At 73.4% G+C, this 15,519-nt stretch carries 9 protein-coding genes and 1 pseudogene; 1 reads left to right on the forward strand and 9 read right to left on the reverse strand.

Annotated features, from left to right (window positions below; genetic code table 11):
- The 9 genes and pseudogenes from NBX02_RS03285 to NBX02_RS03325 all read right to left on the reverse strand — a co-directional run.
- Positions 1-447: pseudogene (locus NBX02_RS03285) on the reverse strand (hypothetical protein); the annotation flags it as partial.
- Positions 423-2,015, reverse strand: a complete 1,593-nt coding sequence (locus NBX02_RS03290; RefSeq protein WP_250289942.1) for a lysine N(6)-hydroxylase/L-ornithine N(5)-oxygenase family protein — start codon at positions 2,013-2,015, stop codon at positions 423-425. The pseudogene NBX02_RS03285 and the gene NBX02_RS03290, both read right to left, overlap by 25 nt.
- On the reverse strand, positions 2,012-4,108 hold the full coding sequence (locus NBX02_RS03295; RefSeq protein WP_445548234.1) for an IucA/IucC family protein: 2,097 nt from the start codon (positions 4,106-4,108) through the stop codon (positions 2,012-2,014). Before NBX02_RS03295 ends, NBX02_RS03290 begins: the two co-directional genes overlap by 4 nt.
- A 41-nt stretch (positions 4,109-4,149) precedes the next feature.
- Positions 4,150-5,613 (reverse strand): diaminobutyrate--2-oxoglutarate transaminase family protein, encoded by a 1,464-nt coding sequence (locus tag NBX02_RS03300; RefSeq protein WP_250284003.1) that lies wholly within the window; start codon positions 5,611-5,613, stop codon positions 4,150-4,152.
- A gap of 477 nt (positions 5,614-6,090) precedes the next feature.
- Positions 6,091-7,479, reverse strand: a complete 1,389-nt coding sequence (locus NBX02_RS03305; RefSeq protein ID WP_250284005.1) for a cystathionine gamma-synthase — start codon at positions 7,477-7,479, stop codon at positions 6,091-6,093.
- A gap of 15 nt (positions 7,480-7,494) precedes the next feature.
- A complete protein-coding gene (locus NBX02_RS03310; RefSeq protein ID WP_250284007.1) occupies positions 7,495-8,874 on the reverse strand; it encodes a cystathionine beta-synthase in 1,380 nt (459 codons plus the stop codon).
- A 158-nt stretch (positions 8,875-9,032) separates the two neighbouring features.
- The gene (locus NBX02_RS03315) at positions 9,033-10,853 is read right to left on the reverse strand and encodes a type III PLP-dependent enzyme (RefSeq protein ID WP_250289944.1); all 1,821 of its coding nucleotides are present in this window, start codon (positions 10,851-10,853) and stop codon (positions 9,033-9,035) included.
- Between the two features lie 41 nt (positions 10,854-10,894).
- A complete protein-coding gene (locus NBX02_RS03320) occupies positions 10,895-11,314 on the reverse strand; it encodes an ATP-binding protein (protein WP_445548235.1) in 420 nt (139 codons plus the stop codon).
- Positions 11,315-11,527: 213 nt separating this feature from the next.
- On the reverse strand, positions 11,528-13,438 hold the full coding sequence (locus NBX02_RS03325; protein WP_250289946.1) for a SpoIIE family protein phosphatase: 1,911 nt from the start codon (positions 13,436-13,438) through the stop codon (positions 11,528-11,530).
- Between the two features lie 1,102 nt (positions 13,439-14,540).
- Here NBX02_RS03325 and NBX02_RS03330 point away from each other — a divergent pair.
- Positions 14,541-15,519, forward strand: a 979-nt coding sequence (locus NBX02_RS03330; protein ID WP_250284015.1) for a HAMP domain-containing protein, incomplete at its 3' end; no start/stop codon positions are given.

Below are 15,519 nucleotides of genomic sequence, written 5' to 3' on the forward strand. Positions count from 1 at the left end.
CGGTGGGCCCGCGCGGCGCAGCGAGGAGGCGTCCAGCCACCAGGTGCCGAACGTGCCGCGGCTGGCGGTGAACGTGTAGGTGACATCACCGCAGGCCAGCCGGTAGCCGGCCGGTTCGCCGCGCCCGACGCGCGCCACCGGGGGCGTGGCCGCGGACAGCCCCGCCGGCCCGGTCACGCCCGCGAGGTCCGTGGTATCCGCCGGGCGCGCGGGATTCGTCGCGCCCGCCTGGTTCGCGGCATGTACAGCATGTACGTCACCAGCCGTGGTTACGGCGTTAGCCGTATTAGCCGTATTAGCCGTATTAACGGTGTTCGCGGGGCTGGCGACGGGCTGTGGGCGCAGCAGTTCCTCGTAGGAGAACTCCGCGATCAGCTTTGCCAGCAGGGCCTGCCCAGCCACCCGCCACAGGCGCGGCCGGCTCACGGCCCGCTCGTGTCCGTCCACTGCCCACCTCCGCTGGTTGGCGCGGGAATATCACCGTGCCGTGGACGCACGGCCGGCCCAGCCGCCGTGTCCGTCGATCCGGCCGCCAGGCCGGTAGCCGGCCGGGGCCTACCCGGGCCACGGCCCGTGCCAGGAGCGGGGCCATGACCAGTGCCATGACCAGTGCCAGGAGCGGGGCCAGGAGCGGGAGCGGAGCTGGGTGCCGGTGCGCCGGTGGGCGCGCCGAAGGTCGTGAAGGCCGATCGCCGCGGGACGCGGTAGGCCGCGCCGCCGGTCAGGTCGTCGAGGATCACCGCGGCCCGCCAGGCGCCCAGGCCGAGGTCGGGCGTGCCGACCCCGTGGGTGTGCAGCTCGGCGTTCTGGACGTAGATCCGCCCGCTGACCTGCGGCGCGGTCGCGAGCCGGTAGGCGGCGTCCACCTGGTACCGGCCGGCGTCGTCGAGGTCGAGCAGGTCCGTGACCGGGCCGAGCAGCGTGGGCCGGCGGGCGGCGTACCCGGTCGCGAGCACGACCCGGTCGGTCTCGACCGTGAACGCGCTGTCCTGCGGGACGTGCCGGCAGGTCAGCCTGATCCGCCCGCCCGCCGTCCGCGTCCCCGACTCGATCGCGACGTGGGGCAGCAGGGCCGCGTCCACGGACCCGCCGGCGACGGTCCGTTCGTACAGCAGGTCGTAGATCTCCGCGATCGTCTCGGCGTCGATGCCCTTGTACAGCTGCCACTGGGTGGGCAGGATCGCGTCCTTGGCCGCCTGGTCCAGACCGTGGAAGTACCGGACGTAGTCGGGTGTGAACTGTTCCAGGCCCAGCTTGGAGTACTCCATCGGGGCGAAGGCCGGCGTCCGTGTGATCCAGTGCAGGGCCTGGCCGGTTTCCGGCTGGGCGCGCAGCAGGTCGGCGAAGACCTCCGCGCCGGACTGCCCCGAGCCGACGACGGTCACGTGCCCGGCGCCGGCCAGGCCGGCCCGCCGCGTCCGGTACTCGGCGGAGTGGAACACCTCCGGCCCGAGCAGCCCGGCGAGCGCCGCCGGCACCGACGGTTCGGTCCCCACCCCCAGCACGATGTTGCGGGCCAGCACCGTCCGGGCGGCCCGGATGTGGCCGTCGGCCTGGACGCTCACCTCGGCCTCGAACAGCCCGGTGTCCGCACGCCAGCGCAGCGCGTCCACCCGGGCGCCGAAACGGGCCGACGCCAGGCCGGTGGCCACCCAGCGGCAGTAGTCGTCGTACTCCTGCCGCAGCAGGTGGAAGCGCTCGTGGAAGTAGAACCGGAACAGCCGGTCGTGCGCGTGCAGATAGGACAGGAACGACCAGCGGCTGGTCGGGTCGGCAAGGGTGACCAGGTCGGCGAGGAAGGGCACCTGCAGCCGGGTGCCCGGCAGCAGCAGGCCGGGATGCCAGGAGAACCCCGGCCTGGTCTCGAAGAACCGGGTGCGCAGTCCGGGCAGCCCGTCGGCGAGCGCGGCCAGCGAGAGGTTGAACGGCCCCAGCCCGACGCCTACCAGGTCGAACGGCTCGTCCTGCCCGCGCTGTGCGTCCGGGCGGTCCTGGTTGGACAGTCGGGCACTCACGATCCGAGCTCCGTGACGAGCGGGTTGGGGATATCGACGTACAGTGACTGAGTGGCGACCGGGCCGGCCAGTTCGTCGCGTCCGTCGACCGCTGTCGCGAAGTTCGCCTTGCAGCGCAGGACGGGGGAGCTCAGCAGCAGGCCGAACAGGCCCGGCACGGCCACGCCGTCGGCGGCCAGGTCGGCGCGTGCGCGCACCAGCAGGGCGCGCACGGCGGCCAGCAGGTGGGCCTCATCCGCCCGGTTGGCGGCACCCAGGGCGCCAGCCAGCCCGAACACGTTGTTGATCATAAGGTAGTAGAGCACCCGTTCGTCCACGAGAGCGTTGTCGAAGATCGCGGCGAGCCCGTCGCCGAACCCGGGCACGGCCCGGCGGGCGGCGTCCGCGTGGGACGCGGCGACATAGTAGCCCTGGCTGTCGCGGTACCAGCCGGCCGTGGGCCAGCCGTGGTCGTCCAAGGTGACCAGGCAGTTCTGCTGGTGCGCCTCCAGGCCGACCCCGTGGCGCGCGTACAGGTCGAGCGCCGGCGCGGCGACGACGCGCAGGTAACGGGCGAACCAGTCGGCGGCGATCTCGGCGGCGGGCCGCCCGGCCCGCGCCGCCAGCCCGTCGATGATCCTGGCGAGCATGGACGGGCCGGGGTCGGCGGGGTTGGCCGGGCCGGTGCGCACGGCCCGGTCCGGGCGGTCGGCGACCAGCCCGGCCACGCAGACCACCCGGTCGTCCGCGCCGAACGGGTTCACCCGGATCGCGCTGTCCAGCCCCGGGCCGGGCGCGCCCGCGGCCCCCGGGGCCGGGCTTCCCGCGCCCGGCGGGTTGAGACCGACCCACGCCGGATCCTCGAGCAGGTGGAAGCCGGGATGGGCGCTGGCCAGCCAGTCCCGCGGGCCCGCGTCGAGCAGTGCGCTGACCTGGGCGCTCAGCTCCAGTTCGCCACGCAGGTTGACCCGGCGGGAGTTGGTGATCCGCATCCCCAGGGAAAGTTTGATCATGACTGGCGCATCCGGCCGCCACACGGTGCGCAGCGACGCCGTCGGATACCACGGTGGCCCGGCCGGGCCGAGGTCCACCAGCAGGCCATCGGCGATCATGGCGGTGACGTCCGGCCGGGCACGCAGATGGCGGGCCTGCCAGGGGTGTGCCGGCAGGAGGAGGTGGCCGGCGGGGGCGGCGGGCAGGTCGCGGTCGGGCAGCAGGCGGCGCAGGAGTTCCGCCGGGCCGCGGCCGGCGATCGTCCCGCCCGAGGCCGCCACCGACGGGTGGGCGGCGAACCAGTGCAGCGCGAAGGAGCCATGTAGCTCTGGAGAGTATGTAGCCAGTTCCTCCGGCGAGGCGCCTTCGCGGCTCTTCGCTGTCGGATGGAACGGATGCCCGGTTATCAGCGCCTGTTCGGCGACGAGGAACAGCGGCAGGCCCGCCGCGTCGCCCGCTCTGTCCGCCACGGCAGACGCGCCCGCCCCGAACGGCATGGCCGCTTCGGCCGCTGCGGCCGCTGCGGCTGGTGTAAGCGGCACAGCCGGTAGGACGGCCGGGCCAGAGGGCGCGGCTGGTCCGGGCGGTGCTGTCGGCGTGCCCGGCGTAGCCGGTGCGCGGTGGGTGGTGGCGCGGGCTTCGATGTGCACGGCGATCCGCCGCAGCGAGTCGATGACGCGGCCGAGGCAGTCCGCGCCCGCCGACGCCGGCAGCCCCTGCCGGCTGGCGATCTCGCGGACGAGCAGGGCAGCCAGCAGCCCGGCGTCCACCGGCTGGCCTCCCGCGACCGGGCCTCCCGGGGCCGGGCCTCCCGCGACCTGGCCTCCCGGGGCCGGGCCGCCCGCGACCGGGCCTCCCGGGGCCGGGCCGCCCGCGACCGGAGCCTCCCGGCTCGGGCCTTCCGGGGCTGGGCCGCTGATGACCGGCGGGCCGAAGCGGTGCCAGCCGCAGGGTGAGCGATAGTGGACGGGCACCTCCAGGGCCAGGCCGGAGGCGGGCAGGCCGATCCGCAGCGGGCCGCCGTGGCGGTCCACTGCGATCCCGTTCTCCCGGACCCAGCAGCGCAGCAGCGTCTCGGTGACCCTGATGTCCGCGGCGGCCGCCGCGGGGGTGGGCCTCACGGGGGTGGGCCTCACGGGGGTGGGCCTCACCGGGGTGGGCCTCACCGGGGTGGGGAGGCTGCCGCGGTGAGGGCGTCGGCGAGGATGGCCAGTACCCGGTCGGCCTCGGCGTCGGTGATGGTCAGCGGCGGGAGCAGCCGCACCACCGCGTCGTGGCGCCCGCCGAGCTCGACGATCAGGCCCCGGGCCAGGCACTCGGCCCGGACACGGGCGGCCAGGTGCGGGTCTGCCGGCCGGGCGCCGAGGGCGTCCGGGCCGGCGTCGGGGTCGACCACCTCCAGGCCGATCATGAGCCCGCGCCCGCGGACGTCGCCCACGCAGGGCCGGCCCGCGGCGATTGTCCGCAGGTCGGCCAGCATCCGGGCACCGGCCTCGGCGGCGCGCAGATCCAGGGCTTCGGAGCGGACGAAACGCAGGGTGGCGACGCCGGCGGCCATCGCGAGCTGGTTGCCGCGGAACGTGCCGGTGTGTGCGCCGGGAGCCCAGCCGTCCAGCTCCTCCCGGTAGGCGATGACGGCCAGCGGCAGGCCGCCGCCGATCGCCTTCGACATGACGATGACGTCCGGGATGATGCCGCTGTGCTCGCCGGCCCAGAACGTGCCCGTGCGCCCTACCCCGGTCTGGACCTCGTCGAGGATCAGGGGGATGCCCCGCTCGGCGGTGATCCGGCGGATCGCCCGCAGCCAGTCGTCGGGCGCGGGCACCACCCCGCCCTCGCCCTGCACGGCTTCGACGATCATCGCGGCGGGCCGGGCCACCCCGCCGCACGGGTCGTCCAGGAGCCGTTCGATGTACTGGGCGGACAGCCGCGCGCCGTCCGGGCAGTCCCCGTCGGTGGCGCCCACGCCGAACGGGCAGCGGTAGGGGTACGGGTAGGGCAGCCGCACGACCGTGCCCACCGGCCGGAGGCGTTCCTTGATCGTGACGTTCCCGGTGACGGCGAGCGCACCAGCTGTCATGCCGTGGTAGCCGCCGGTGAACGCCAGCAGCGTGTCGTTCCCGGTGACTGTCTGGGTCAGCTTGAGCGCGGCCTCGACCGCGTCCGCGCCGCTGGGCCCGCAGAAGTGCAGCTTCGCCGAGGCCGCGAGGTCACCCGGCAGGCAGGACAGCAACTCGGCGGTGAACGCGTCCTTCTCGGGGGTGGCCAGGTCGAGCACGTGCAGCGGCGCGCCGGAGTGGAGCAGCCCGCGGATCGCCTCGTGGACGACGGGATGGTTGTGGCCGAGCGCGAGGGTGCCGGCGCCGGACAGGCAGTCCAGGTAGCGGCGGCCGTCCGCGCCGATCACCGTCATGCCCTCGGCGTGGACGGGGACGATCGGCAGGCTCCTGGCGTATGTCCGCGCGGACGACTCGCGCCGGCGCTGCCGGGCGAGGATTCCCTCGGCGCGGACCCGGCCGTCGGCGTCCGGCGCGCCATGGCCGCCGGTGGCGCCGGCCGTGGGGCCGGCATGGGCGCTGGATCCCGAAGGGCCGGCGGATTCGGAACCGATGGCGGATATCGTCAAGAAAGCGACTCCCGTCCGGTGGCCTGGGCGCCCTGAGCGATCCGGCCCGAGCGCCCGCTCCGGGGCCCGGGCGGGTGGCCCGGGGCCCGGAGGGTGCCGGGGTCCCGTAGACCTTTCCGGTCGGCGGATTCGATCCGGTGCGGGACCTCGGGCGCGGGCAGGGACATTCCCGCTCGATCATGCCACCTGTGAGCTTCCGTTGGGTTCAGGGAAGCCTAACCTAAGTAGTTATCGGCAGGGGGAGTGAACCGCAGGTGTAATCATCCTCTCGCTCGCCGCAATCCGACGGCGAACCCTGCCGATCCGGCAACGCCGAGCCACGTGGCACCCGCACGGCTGGCCGCGGCCCGGCGGCCCGGCGGCAGCCGCCGGCAGCGCAGTGGCAGCCGTAGGTGAAAACCGTCACCCCCACAGCGGCGGCCACCTACGGCCGGACGAGGCGTAGGTGGAAAGCGCTGTCGGGATGACGGGAACCACCTACGGATCCCGGCGGTCGGGGAGGGCCGCGGTGAGGTCCTCGAGCAGGTCGTCGATCGACTCGATGCCGACCGACAGCCGGACGAGGTTCGCGGGCACCTCCAGCGGGGAACCGGCCACCGAGACGTGCGTCATCCGCCCGGGGTGCTCGATGAGCGACTCGACCCCGCCCAGGGACTCGGCGAGGGTGAACACCCTGGTCCGCCGGCACACCTCGACCGCGGCCTCCTCGCCCCCGCGCAGGGCGAACGACACCATCCCGCCGAAGTCGCGCATCTGCTTCGCCGCCACCTGGTGGCCCGGGTCGTCCGGCAGGCCCGGGTAGTGCACGGCCGCCACCGCGGGATGCCCCGCCAGCAGCTCCGCGACGCGGCGGGCGTTCGCGCAGTGCCGGTCCATCCGGACCGCTAGGGTCTTCGCCCCCCGCAGCACCAGCCAGGCGTCGAACGGGCTGGGCACCGCCCCGGTCGCGTTCTGGATGAACCGCAGCCGTTCCCCCAGCCGCGGGTCGGACACCACCGCGGCACCGCCGACGACGTCGCTGTGCCCGCCGAGGTACTTCGTGGTCGAGTGGACCGCCACGTCGGCGCCGAGGAGCAGCGGCTGCTGCAGGTACGGGGTGGCGAAGGTGTTGTCGACGGCGAGCAGCGCGCCGGCGGAGTGCGCGATGCCGGCCAGCGCGGCGATGTCGGAGACGCCCAGCGTCGGGTTCGTCGGCGTCTCGGACCACAGCAGCCGGGTACGGCCCGGCCGGATCGCCGCCCGCACCGCGTCGAGATCCTCCAGGGGCGCCGGGGTGTACTCCACGCCCCACTCGGCGAACACCCGGGCGAACAGCCGGTAGGTGCCGCCGTAGGCGTCCAGCGGGATCACCGCGTGGTCGCCGGGGCGGCACACCGTGCGCAGCACCGCGTCCACGGCGGCCAGGCCGGAGGCGAAGGCGAGCCCCGCGGTGCCCGCCTCCAGCGCGGCCAGGCAGGTCTCCAGCGCGGTGCGGGTCGGGTTGGACGAACGGGCGTACTCGTACGCCCCGCGCGGGACCCCGACGGCGTCCTGCGCGAACGTCGACGACGGATGGATGGGGACGACCACCGCGCCGGTGACGGGGTCGGGGTCCTGCCCCGCATGGATTGCCACCGTCTCGAAGCCGCTGCCGGCCCACGTCTCGGCGCCGGCCGGCCACGCGCCGACCGGCGACGCGCCGACGGGTGACGCGCCGACGGGTGACGCGCCGACGGGTGACGCGCCGACGGGTGACGCGCCGACGGGTGACGCGCCGACGGGTGACGGGCGGCGCGGGTCGCCGGCCCGGGCCGCGGGGCCGTCCCCACCGGCTACCGCGCCGTCGATCGTGGGATCGCTGGTGACAGGGCCGTCGGCGCTGGTCATGGGCTCCTCGGTGGGTTACGGGGTGGCCAGGAAGCTGAGCAGGTCGGACCGGGTGAGGATGCCCACGGGGTTGCCGTCCTCCAGCACGAGCACGGCCGGCGCGGCGCCGAGGGCGGCGACCAGCACCGACAGCGGCTCGCCGGCGCCGACCGTGGGCAGCGGCGGCGACATGTGCGCGGCCACCGGGGCGTCGACAGCGGCCCGGTCGGCGAACACGGCGCCGAGCAGCTCCAGCTCGATGACGGCGCCGGCCACCTCGGCCGACCGCAGCGGCGGCTCCTGGCGGACCACCGGCATCTGGGAGACGTTGTACTCGCGCAGGTAGGAGATGGCCGCGCCGACGGTCTCGTCCGGATGCACGTGCACCAGGTCGGGCGGGCTGGACGCGTCGGCGGCCTTGCGGGCGAGCACCTCGGCGACCGTCGGCTCGTCCGAGGGAGGGTCGAGAAAACCGTAGTCGTACATCCACTCGTCGTTGAAGATCTTCGACAGGTAGCCGCGGCCGGAGTCCGGGAGCAGCACCACGACGCAGCCGTCGGCGTCCAGCTCCCGGGCCACCCGCAGCGCGGCGACCACCGCGAGCCCGCAGGAGCCGCCGACCAGCATGCCCTCGCGGCGGGCCAGCTCCCGGGTCATCAGGAACGAGTCGCGGTCGCTGACCGCCTCGACCCGGTCGACGACGGCCTTGTCGTAGGTGGTCGGCCAGATGTCCTCGCCGACTCCCTCCACCAGGTAGGGCCGCCCGCTGCCGCCGGAGTACACCGACCCCTCCGGGTCGGCGCCGACGACCTGTACCCGCCGGTCGCTGGCCTCCTTGAGGTAGCGGCCGGTGCCGCTGATCGTCCCGCCGGTGCCGATACCGGCGACGAAGTGGGTGACGCGCCCGTCGGTGTCCGCCCAGATCTCCGGGCCGGTGCTGGCGTGGTGCGCGGCGGGGTTGTGCGGGTTGGAGTACTGGTCCGGGCTCCACGCGCCGGGCGTCTCGGCGACGACGCGGCGGGCGACCGAATAGTAGGAGCGGGGGTCATCCGGGGCGACCGCGGTCGGGCAGACCAGCACCTCGGCGCCGTAGGCCCGCAGCACCGCCCGTTTCTCTTCGCTGATCTTGTCGGGCATGGTGAACACGCAGCGGTAGCCGCGGGCCGCGGCCACGATCGCCAGCCCCACCCCGGTGTTGCCGCTGGTCGGCTCGACGATCGTCCCGCCCGGCCGCAGCTGCCCGGCGGCCTCCGCGGCGTCGATCATCGTCAGGGCGATCCGGTCCTTCACCGACCCGCCCGGATTGACGTACTCCAGTTTGGCGAACACCGGGGCGGCAATACCCTCGGTGACCGCGTTCAGCCTGATCAGTGGGGTACCGCCGACCACCGCGGCCAGGTTCCCGTAGACACGCATGCGCCGCCCTCACCTTCGCCGCCGAGGTCCGCAGCCGCCGCTGGGCTCCCAGCGTACGCAGACCAGGCGCCCGCCGCAGGCCAAGCCGCACCGTGTCGCGGAGGCCGCGGAAATCACAGATGATCGCAGGGCCGCGCTGGCCGCGGCGGCTACGAAGATCACTCCTGCTCGTCGCGCCGGGCGGTCGAGGAGCCGTGGGAGCCGTGGGAGCCCGTGGTGTGCTTTGGAGCGGTATGTGCTGAGTCGCTGTGTGTCGAGTCGCTGTGTGTCGAGCCGGTGTGCGTCGAACTGGTGGCGGTCGAGCTCGTGTAGCCCGAGCCGGTGGACGTCGAGCTGGTATGGGTCGAGACGGTGTAGGCCGAGCCGCCGTGCGCCGGGCCGTGCCACGTCGAGCTCGAGCTCGAGTTCGTATGGTGCGTCGCACTCGTGTGGACGTGGGTGAAGCCGCCGCCCGGGTCCCGCGACACCGCGGCCCGCACCGGTGGGGGGTGCCCCAGGAACCCCTGCATGGCGAACTCGTATCCGTAGGCGCCGGCCATCGGGAAGACCACCACGTCACCGGCGCGCACCTCGTCCACGGTGATGTCACGGGCGAGGGTGTCCTCGGGCGTGCACAGTTCGCCGACCACGGTCACCGGCCGTCCGGCGACGCCTGGACGCGGGAAGTCGTACGGCCAGCCGTCCACCGCGACGACCCCGAAGTTATGCACGATCTCCCAGGACGTCGGCAGCTGGAAGTGGTGGATGCCGCCCCGCAGCACCACGAAGTCGGTGCCGTGGGCGTGTTTGACGTCGGTGACCTCGGCCGCGTACGCGCCGCAGTCGGCGACCAGCCAGCGCCCCGGCTCGAACAGCACCCGTACCCTGGCCGGGACCGGCGTCGCCCGCAGGCCGGCGGCGAAGGCGTCCAGGTCGAAGGGGCGCTCGCCGCGCCGGTCCGGCTCGAAGGGCACCCCCAGCCCGCCGCCGACGTCGACGACCCGCAGGTCGACGCCGTGCGCGGCGGCCGTGGCGGCCGCGTACCCCAGACACCAGCGGACGTACTCCAGGTGCGCGGCGGCGTCGAGGTTCCCGGATACGGCATGGACGTGGAAGCCGAGCACGTCGACCCAGGGCAGCGACCGGGCGACGGCCAGGACGTCGGGGACGTCCGCCTCGGGTATCCCGAAGGCGCTGGCCACGCCGCCCATCCGCAGCGAGCCGGCGAGGGCCACCCGGGACGGGTTGACCCGCAGCATGACCGGTATCCGGCGGCCCACCCGGCCCGCGGCGTGGTTCAGCCGGCGCAGCTCGCCGGGGCTCTCGACGTTGACGGCCACCTCGGCGCCGGTTCCGGCGGCCTCGACGAGCGCGGCCAGCAGCGGGGCGGACTTCCCCGGGCCGGAGGCGACGATGCGGGCGGGCCGCCCGGTCCGCTGAGCGCTGTCCAGCGCGAGCATGATCTCGTAACTGGAGGCGACCTCGAAACCGTCCACCCCCTGGCCGGCGGGGAGGTCGTGGCCGGCGGCGGGGCGATGTGCGCTGCGCGTCTGACGATCTCCGTGGCCGTGGCCGGTGGCGAGGGCGTCGAGGACCGGCGGGTAGCCGTTCGCCTTCACCGCATAGAAGATCGCGGCCCATGGCGGTAGCGCCGCTTTCAGCCGGGTGGCATTCCCGGCCGCGACGTCAAGATCGTAAACGTACGCGCTGACCGGATCGGCGTGCGCCCCGGCGGGAGGCTGTGACCCGGTGAAAGGCTGTGACCCGGTGAAAAACTGTGCGTCGGCGAAAGGCTGTGACGCGGCGAAGGCCGCTGACGCGGTGAAAGGCTGTGTCCCGGTAAAGGCCGCTGACACGGTGTGAACGGTGGGGGGACGGGCGGATCGGCCGGGGGCGCCGCCGCGTGTCTCGAGCGTGCCGCGCAGCCAGTGCAGCGTTGCCGCGGGTAGTCGGCTGACGGGCAGGGCGTGCAGCCGGCCGGCCGACGGTGGCAACTGCACGCGCGTTCAGCTCACGGCTGGACAGGTCACGGCTGGACAGGTCACGGTTGGACGGGTGACTGGACAGGTAGGTCGAACCAGAGGTATTTTCCCGAATCCACCGCCACCGCGCCCCAGCTGCCGGCGAGAGCGTCCAGGACGAGCAGACCACGGCCGCCCTCGCTGCCGAGATCCACCTGCTGCCGCTGCGGTAGCACGACGGAGGTGTCCGAGACGGAGGCGTGCACGAGACCGGGCCGTAGTTCGAGCAGTAGCCAGACGGGTGGTTTGCCGTATTTGACCGCATTCGTGACCAGTTCGCTGACCAGGAGCTCCGCTGTCCCGACGGCTTCCTCGGGCAGATTCGTGCGGGCCAGCTGCTCCCTGAGCGCGCGGCGTGCCTGCGGGACGGCCGCGGGCACGTAGGGCAGCTCGACCAGCAGGTGGGTGGCCGAGGGGCGCAACGCCGACGCGCGGGTCATCATGTCCTTTTCCACCCCGTCTGTGTATTCATTGATCACCGAATCCGACGTGACGACATCCCTGTACGTCTACCCACAGGCCGGCTATTCCAAGCACTTCCGGTCTTTCACGGTCAACGGGCGGATGCCGGATAGTTTTTATGACGTACGGTAACGGTACCGCTTGGTTCCGTCACCACCTTCAGGGGAAAGGTTGAGCTGGATCGCGGAGTGTCATGTTGGTATGCGGGCGGCGAGCACCGCGACGTCGTCACGCAGCCGGCCGCCGGCGAACCGCTCGGCAGCCGCCCGCAGCCGCTCCGCGATCCCCTTGGCGGACATCCCGGCGCAGCCGCGCAGGGTCGCCAGCAGCCGCTCCTCACCGAAGAGCTCCCGGCCACGGCGTGCCTCGACGACCCCGTCGGTGTAGAGGACGAGCGCGTCCCCGGCCCGCAGCGACACCCGCACCTCGGGAAAGATCGCGTCCTCGTCGTCGAGGACCCCCAGCAGCGTCCCCGGCTGCGCGACGAACACGGCCGTCCCGTCCGCCCGGAGGAGAACAGGCAACGGATGCCCGGCCATACAGATCGACATCACCCGTTCGGCCGTCCGCGCGTCGGACCGGGCACCCGGCCGCGCCGGGCCGGCGGGACCACGCGCCCCCGAAGGCCCTGGGCCGCCTGACCGCCCCGGCTCGTCGGGCAGGCCGGGCTCGTCTGCTGGCAGGCCGGGCTCGCTCGGGGGGCCGGGTTCGCCCGGGGGGCGCAGCTGGGCCGCCGCGAGCGTGCAGAAACGTCCCTGACCAGCGGGATTCGGGTAGCTGGTGGTGTCCCGCAACGCCCGGTTGAGATCCATCATGATGTCGGGCAGGTTGTGGCGCTGGCCCGCCAGCAGCCGCAGCACGGCCCGCGCGACCCCGGTGACGTTGGCGGCTTCCGCGCCCTTGCCGCAGACGTCCCCGATGATGATCGTCCAGCCGCCGTCCGGATCCGGGACGAGGTCAAAGAAGTCACCGCCGACCTCCAGTCCGGCTCGCGCCGAGCGGTAGGACGAGCCGAGCTCGATCCCGTCGATGCGGGGCAGTTCGGGCGGCAGCAGCCCGGCCTGTAGCTCGCCGGTCACCTCCACCTGCTGGCGGAACAGGCGGGCGTTGTCGACCGTGAAGGCCGCGCGGCGGGCCAGGTCGGTGAGCAGTTCGATCTCGTCGGCCTCGAAGCTGTTCCCGGCGGCGCGGCCGAGGGTCAGCACACCCAGCACGCGGCGGCGGGCGCACATCGCGGCGATGACGGTGGGAGCGCCGTCGACGGTGGCCACCCGCACGGTGTCGGTGAGCGCCGCCCGCACGTGGGCGACCAGCGTCCCGGCCGGGTCGCCCGCCCAGGCGGACAGGGCACCGGCCGCGGCCTCGTCCACGTGGCCGACGGCGGCCAGTTTGATCGCGCCGTCGTCGCGCAGCAGGTGGACCGTGCACCAGCGGGCCAGCCGGGGCACGGGCAGGCGCGCGAGCAGGGCCAGGCTCCGCTCGGTGTCGAGGCTGCCCGCGAGCAGGTCGGACGCCTCGGCCAGGAAGGACAGCATGCCGATCCGACGTTCCTCGGCCCGCCGCAGATGGGCACCGCCGAGAGCCAGCGCCATCCAGCGGGCGACCAGCTGGATCCGCTCCTCGACATCGTCGTGGGCACCGTCATGGACATCGTCATGGACATCGCCATGAGCACTGTCGTGAACACCGTCGTGAACACCGCCGTGGACGTTCCCATGAACGCTGTCGCGCCCATGAACGCTGTCGCGGACACTGCCGTGGACGCCGTCCTCGTCGTCGAGTCGGTACCCGCGGGCCGCGCCGGTGGGCGCCCTGCCGGTGGGCGCAGGCAGGCCCGGTGCCCACAGCAACAGCTCTCCGACGATCCCGTCACGGGAGTCCAGCGGGATGCGCCGGGCGTCCCGCTCCGAGCCGGTCGGGCCGAAAGCCGCCACCACCTCCGCCGTTTCCGCCCGGTTACGGCTGCGCCGCACCAGGCCCGCCCCAAACGACGGCAGCGCGTCGAGGAACTGCGCCAGCAGCTCACCGACCTCCTCCTCGGCCGACAGGACGCGGGTGAGGGCCGGCGAGAGCAGCCGCGCCGGCCGGCGCGGGCCCACCACCGCGCCGCCAGCGCCTCCAGCGCCTCCAGCGCCTCCGGGGCCCCAGCGCCGCCAGCGCCTCCGGGGGCCCCAGCGCCGCCAGCGCCTCCGGGGGTCACCGTGGCTCCTGTTGTGGCTCCGGTGGCACCCGCGGCCGCCGTGGCAGGTGCGCCCATCCCGGCTGGCAGGGGGCTGGCGGTGGATCCGCTCCCATGGCCCGGCAGGCCGGGGAGCGCCGTCCGGATGCCGGCGCGGGCCGTCTCGGCGGCCGCGGCGGCCGGGCCGCCCCCGCCCGCGGCTTCGGTGCCGGCGGACGAACCGTCGGGGACGTCGAGGCGGAACCACACCTTCTTGCCCGTCCGGTCGTGCTCGGTGCCCCATGCCGTGCTCAGCGCGTCCACCAGCGACAGGCCGCGGCCGTCCTCACGCAGGCTGTCGATGCCGTCGTCCGCGATGGGCCCGCCGGTGACACTCCCGGGTGCCGCCGGCCGGCGCGCGCCGGCCGGCGTGGACCCGGGTGCCGCTGAGCTCCCCGGGCCGTCGATGGCCGCCGGGCGGACGGCGGCGGGGGCGTGGCCGGGCTGGCCGGCGATCGGCACCGCGCCCAGTGCCAGGGGATAACGGTCACTGACCGCGACGATGAGTCGTCCGTTGTTGTGCCGGATGTCGACTGTCGCGTCGGTGCCGGCGTGCACGATCACGTTGGTCACAAGCTCGGTTACTAATAGTAGTATTATATCGACGGTATCGGCGTGGAGACGGCCGTGCAACGTGTCGATAATGAACCGGCGGGCCGATCTCGGTGAATCGATGACCGGTGGAAGTGTGAGGGTGCGGCGGAACCCCTCTTCGCCGAGCATGTGAAGCATGCCGGTCAGTCTCTCCTGTGTTGTCCGGTCATGAGGGATTGGCCGTCGCAGGGGGCGCGGCTGGCGGATCTTCCGAGCCGGTCCGGCCGGCACGCGCGGCACCAGGCCGGATGGATCCGCTATATCCGCACAGCAAGCCCTGACGGATACTGTCGCCGAGCACTGCTGGATGCTTGATGAACGGGCGCCGGTCCGTTCCGATGGTCTGCCAGACGTGAGAGATTCCCGCGCACGCCGGTTTGGAGGGCTCCACCATGACGATGGTGTCGGAATCCGCGCCCGTGGACGACCACTTCATCGACGATTTGCTCGGTGCGCTGACGGCGTTGTGCGCGGGTGACTTCTCCGTCCGTCTCGGGGAGCGGTCCGGCCGCGACGCGCTGGTCGCCCAGCGCTTCGACGAGCTGGCCGCCCTGCAGCAGCGGCACTCCGGGGAGCTGGAACGGGTCAGCAAGGTGATCCGGCGGGACGGCCGGCTGACCGAGCGGATGGCCGACCTCGGTTTCGAGGGTGGCTGGGCGCTGTCGAGCCAGGCGGTCAACTCGCTCATCGACGACCTCGCGCGCCCGACACACGAGGTCGCGCGTGTGATCGCGGCTGTCGCGGATGGCGATCTCTCGCAGCACATGGCGCTGGAGATCGCCGGACAGCCGGTGCGGGGTGAGTTCCTCACGATCGGCACGACCGTGAACACCATGGTGGACCAGCTCTCCTCGTTCGCGGACGAGGTTACCCGGGTGGCGCGGGAAGTGGGTACCGAGGGCAACCTGGGCGGCCAGGCACGAGTCAAGGGCGTCTCCGGGGTGTGGCGGGATCTGACCGAGTCGGTGAACTCGATGGCGGGCAACCTCACCAGCCAGGTCCGCAACATCGCCCAGGTCACGACGGCGGTGGCGCAGGGCGACCTGTCCCAGAAGATCACTGTGGACGCGCGAGGTGAGATCTACGAGCTCAAGTCGACCGTGAACACGATGGTCGACCAGCTCTCGGCGTTCGCCGACGAGGTTACCCGGGTGGCCAAGGAGGTCGGTACCGAGGGCAGGCTCGGCGGGCAGGCCCAGGTAAAGGGCGTGTCCGGGGTGTGGCGGGATCTCACCGACTCGGTGAACGTCATGGCCGGCAACCTCACCACGCAGGTGCGCAGCATCGCCGAGGTCGCGGCCGGGGTCGCCCGCGGTGACCTCACCCGTCAGATCACCGTGGACGCCCGGGGCGAGGTCGCTGCCCTCGCCC

Source organism: Protofrankia sp. CiP1_Cm_nod1 (assembly GCF_920888515.1).
In the GTDB taxonomy this organism is placed as follows: Bacteria; Actinomycetota; Actinomycetes; order Frankiales; family Frankiaceae; genus Protofrankia.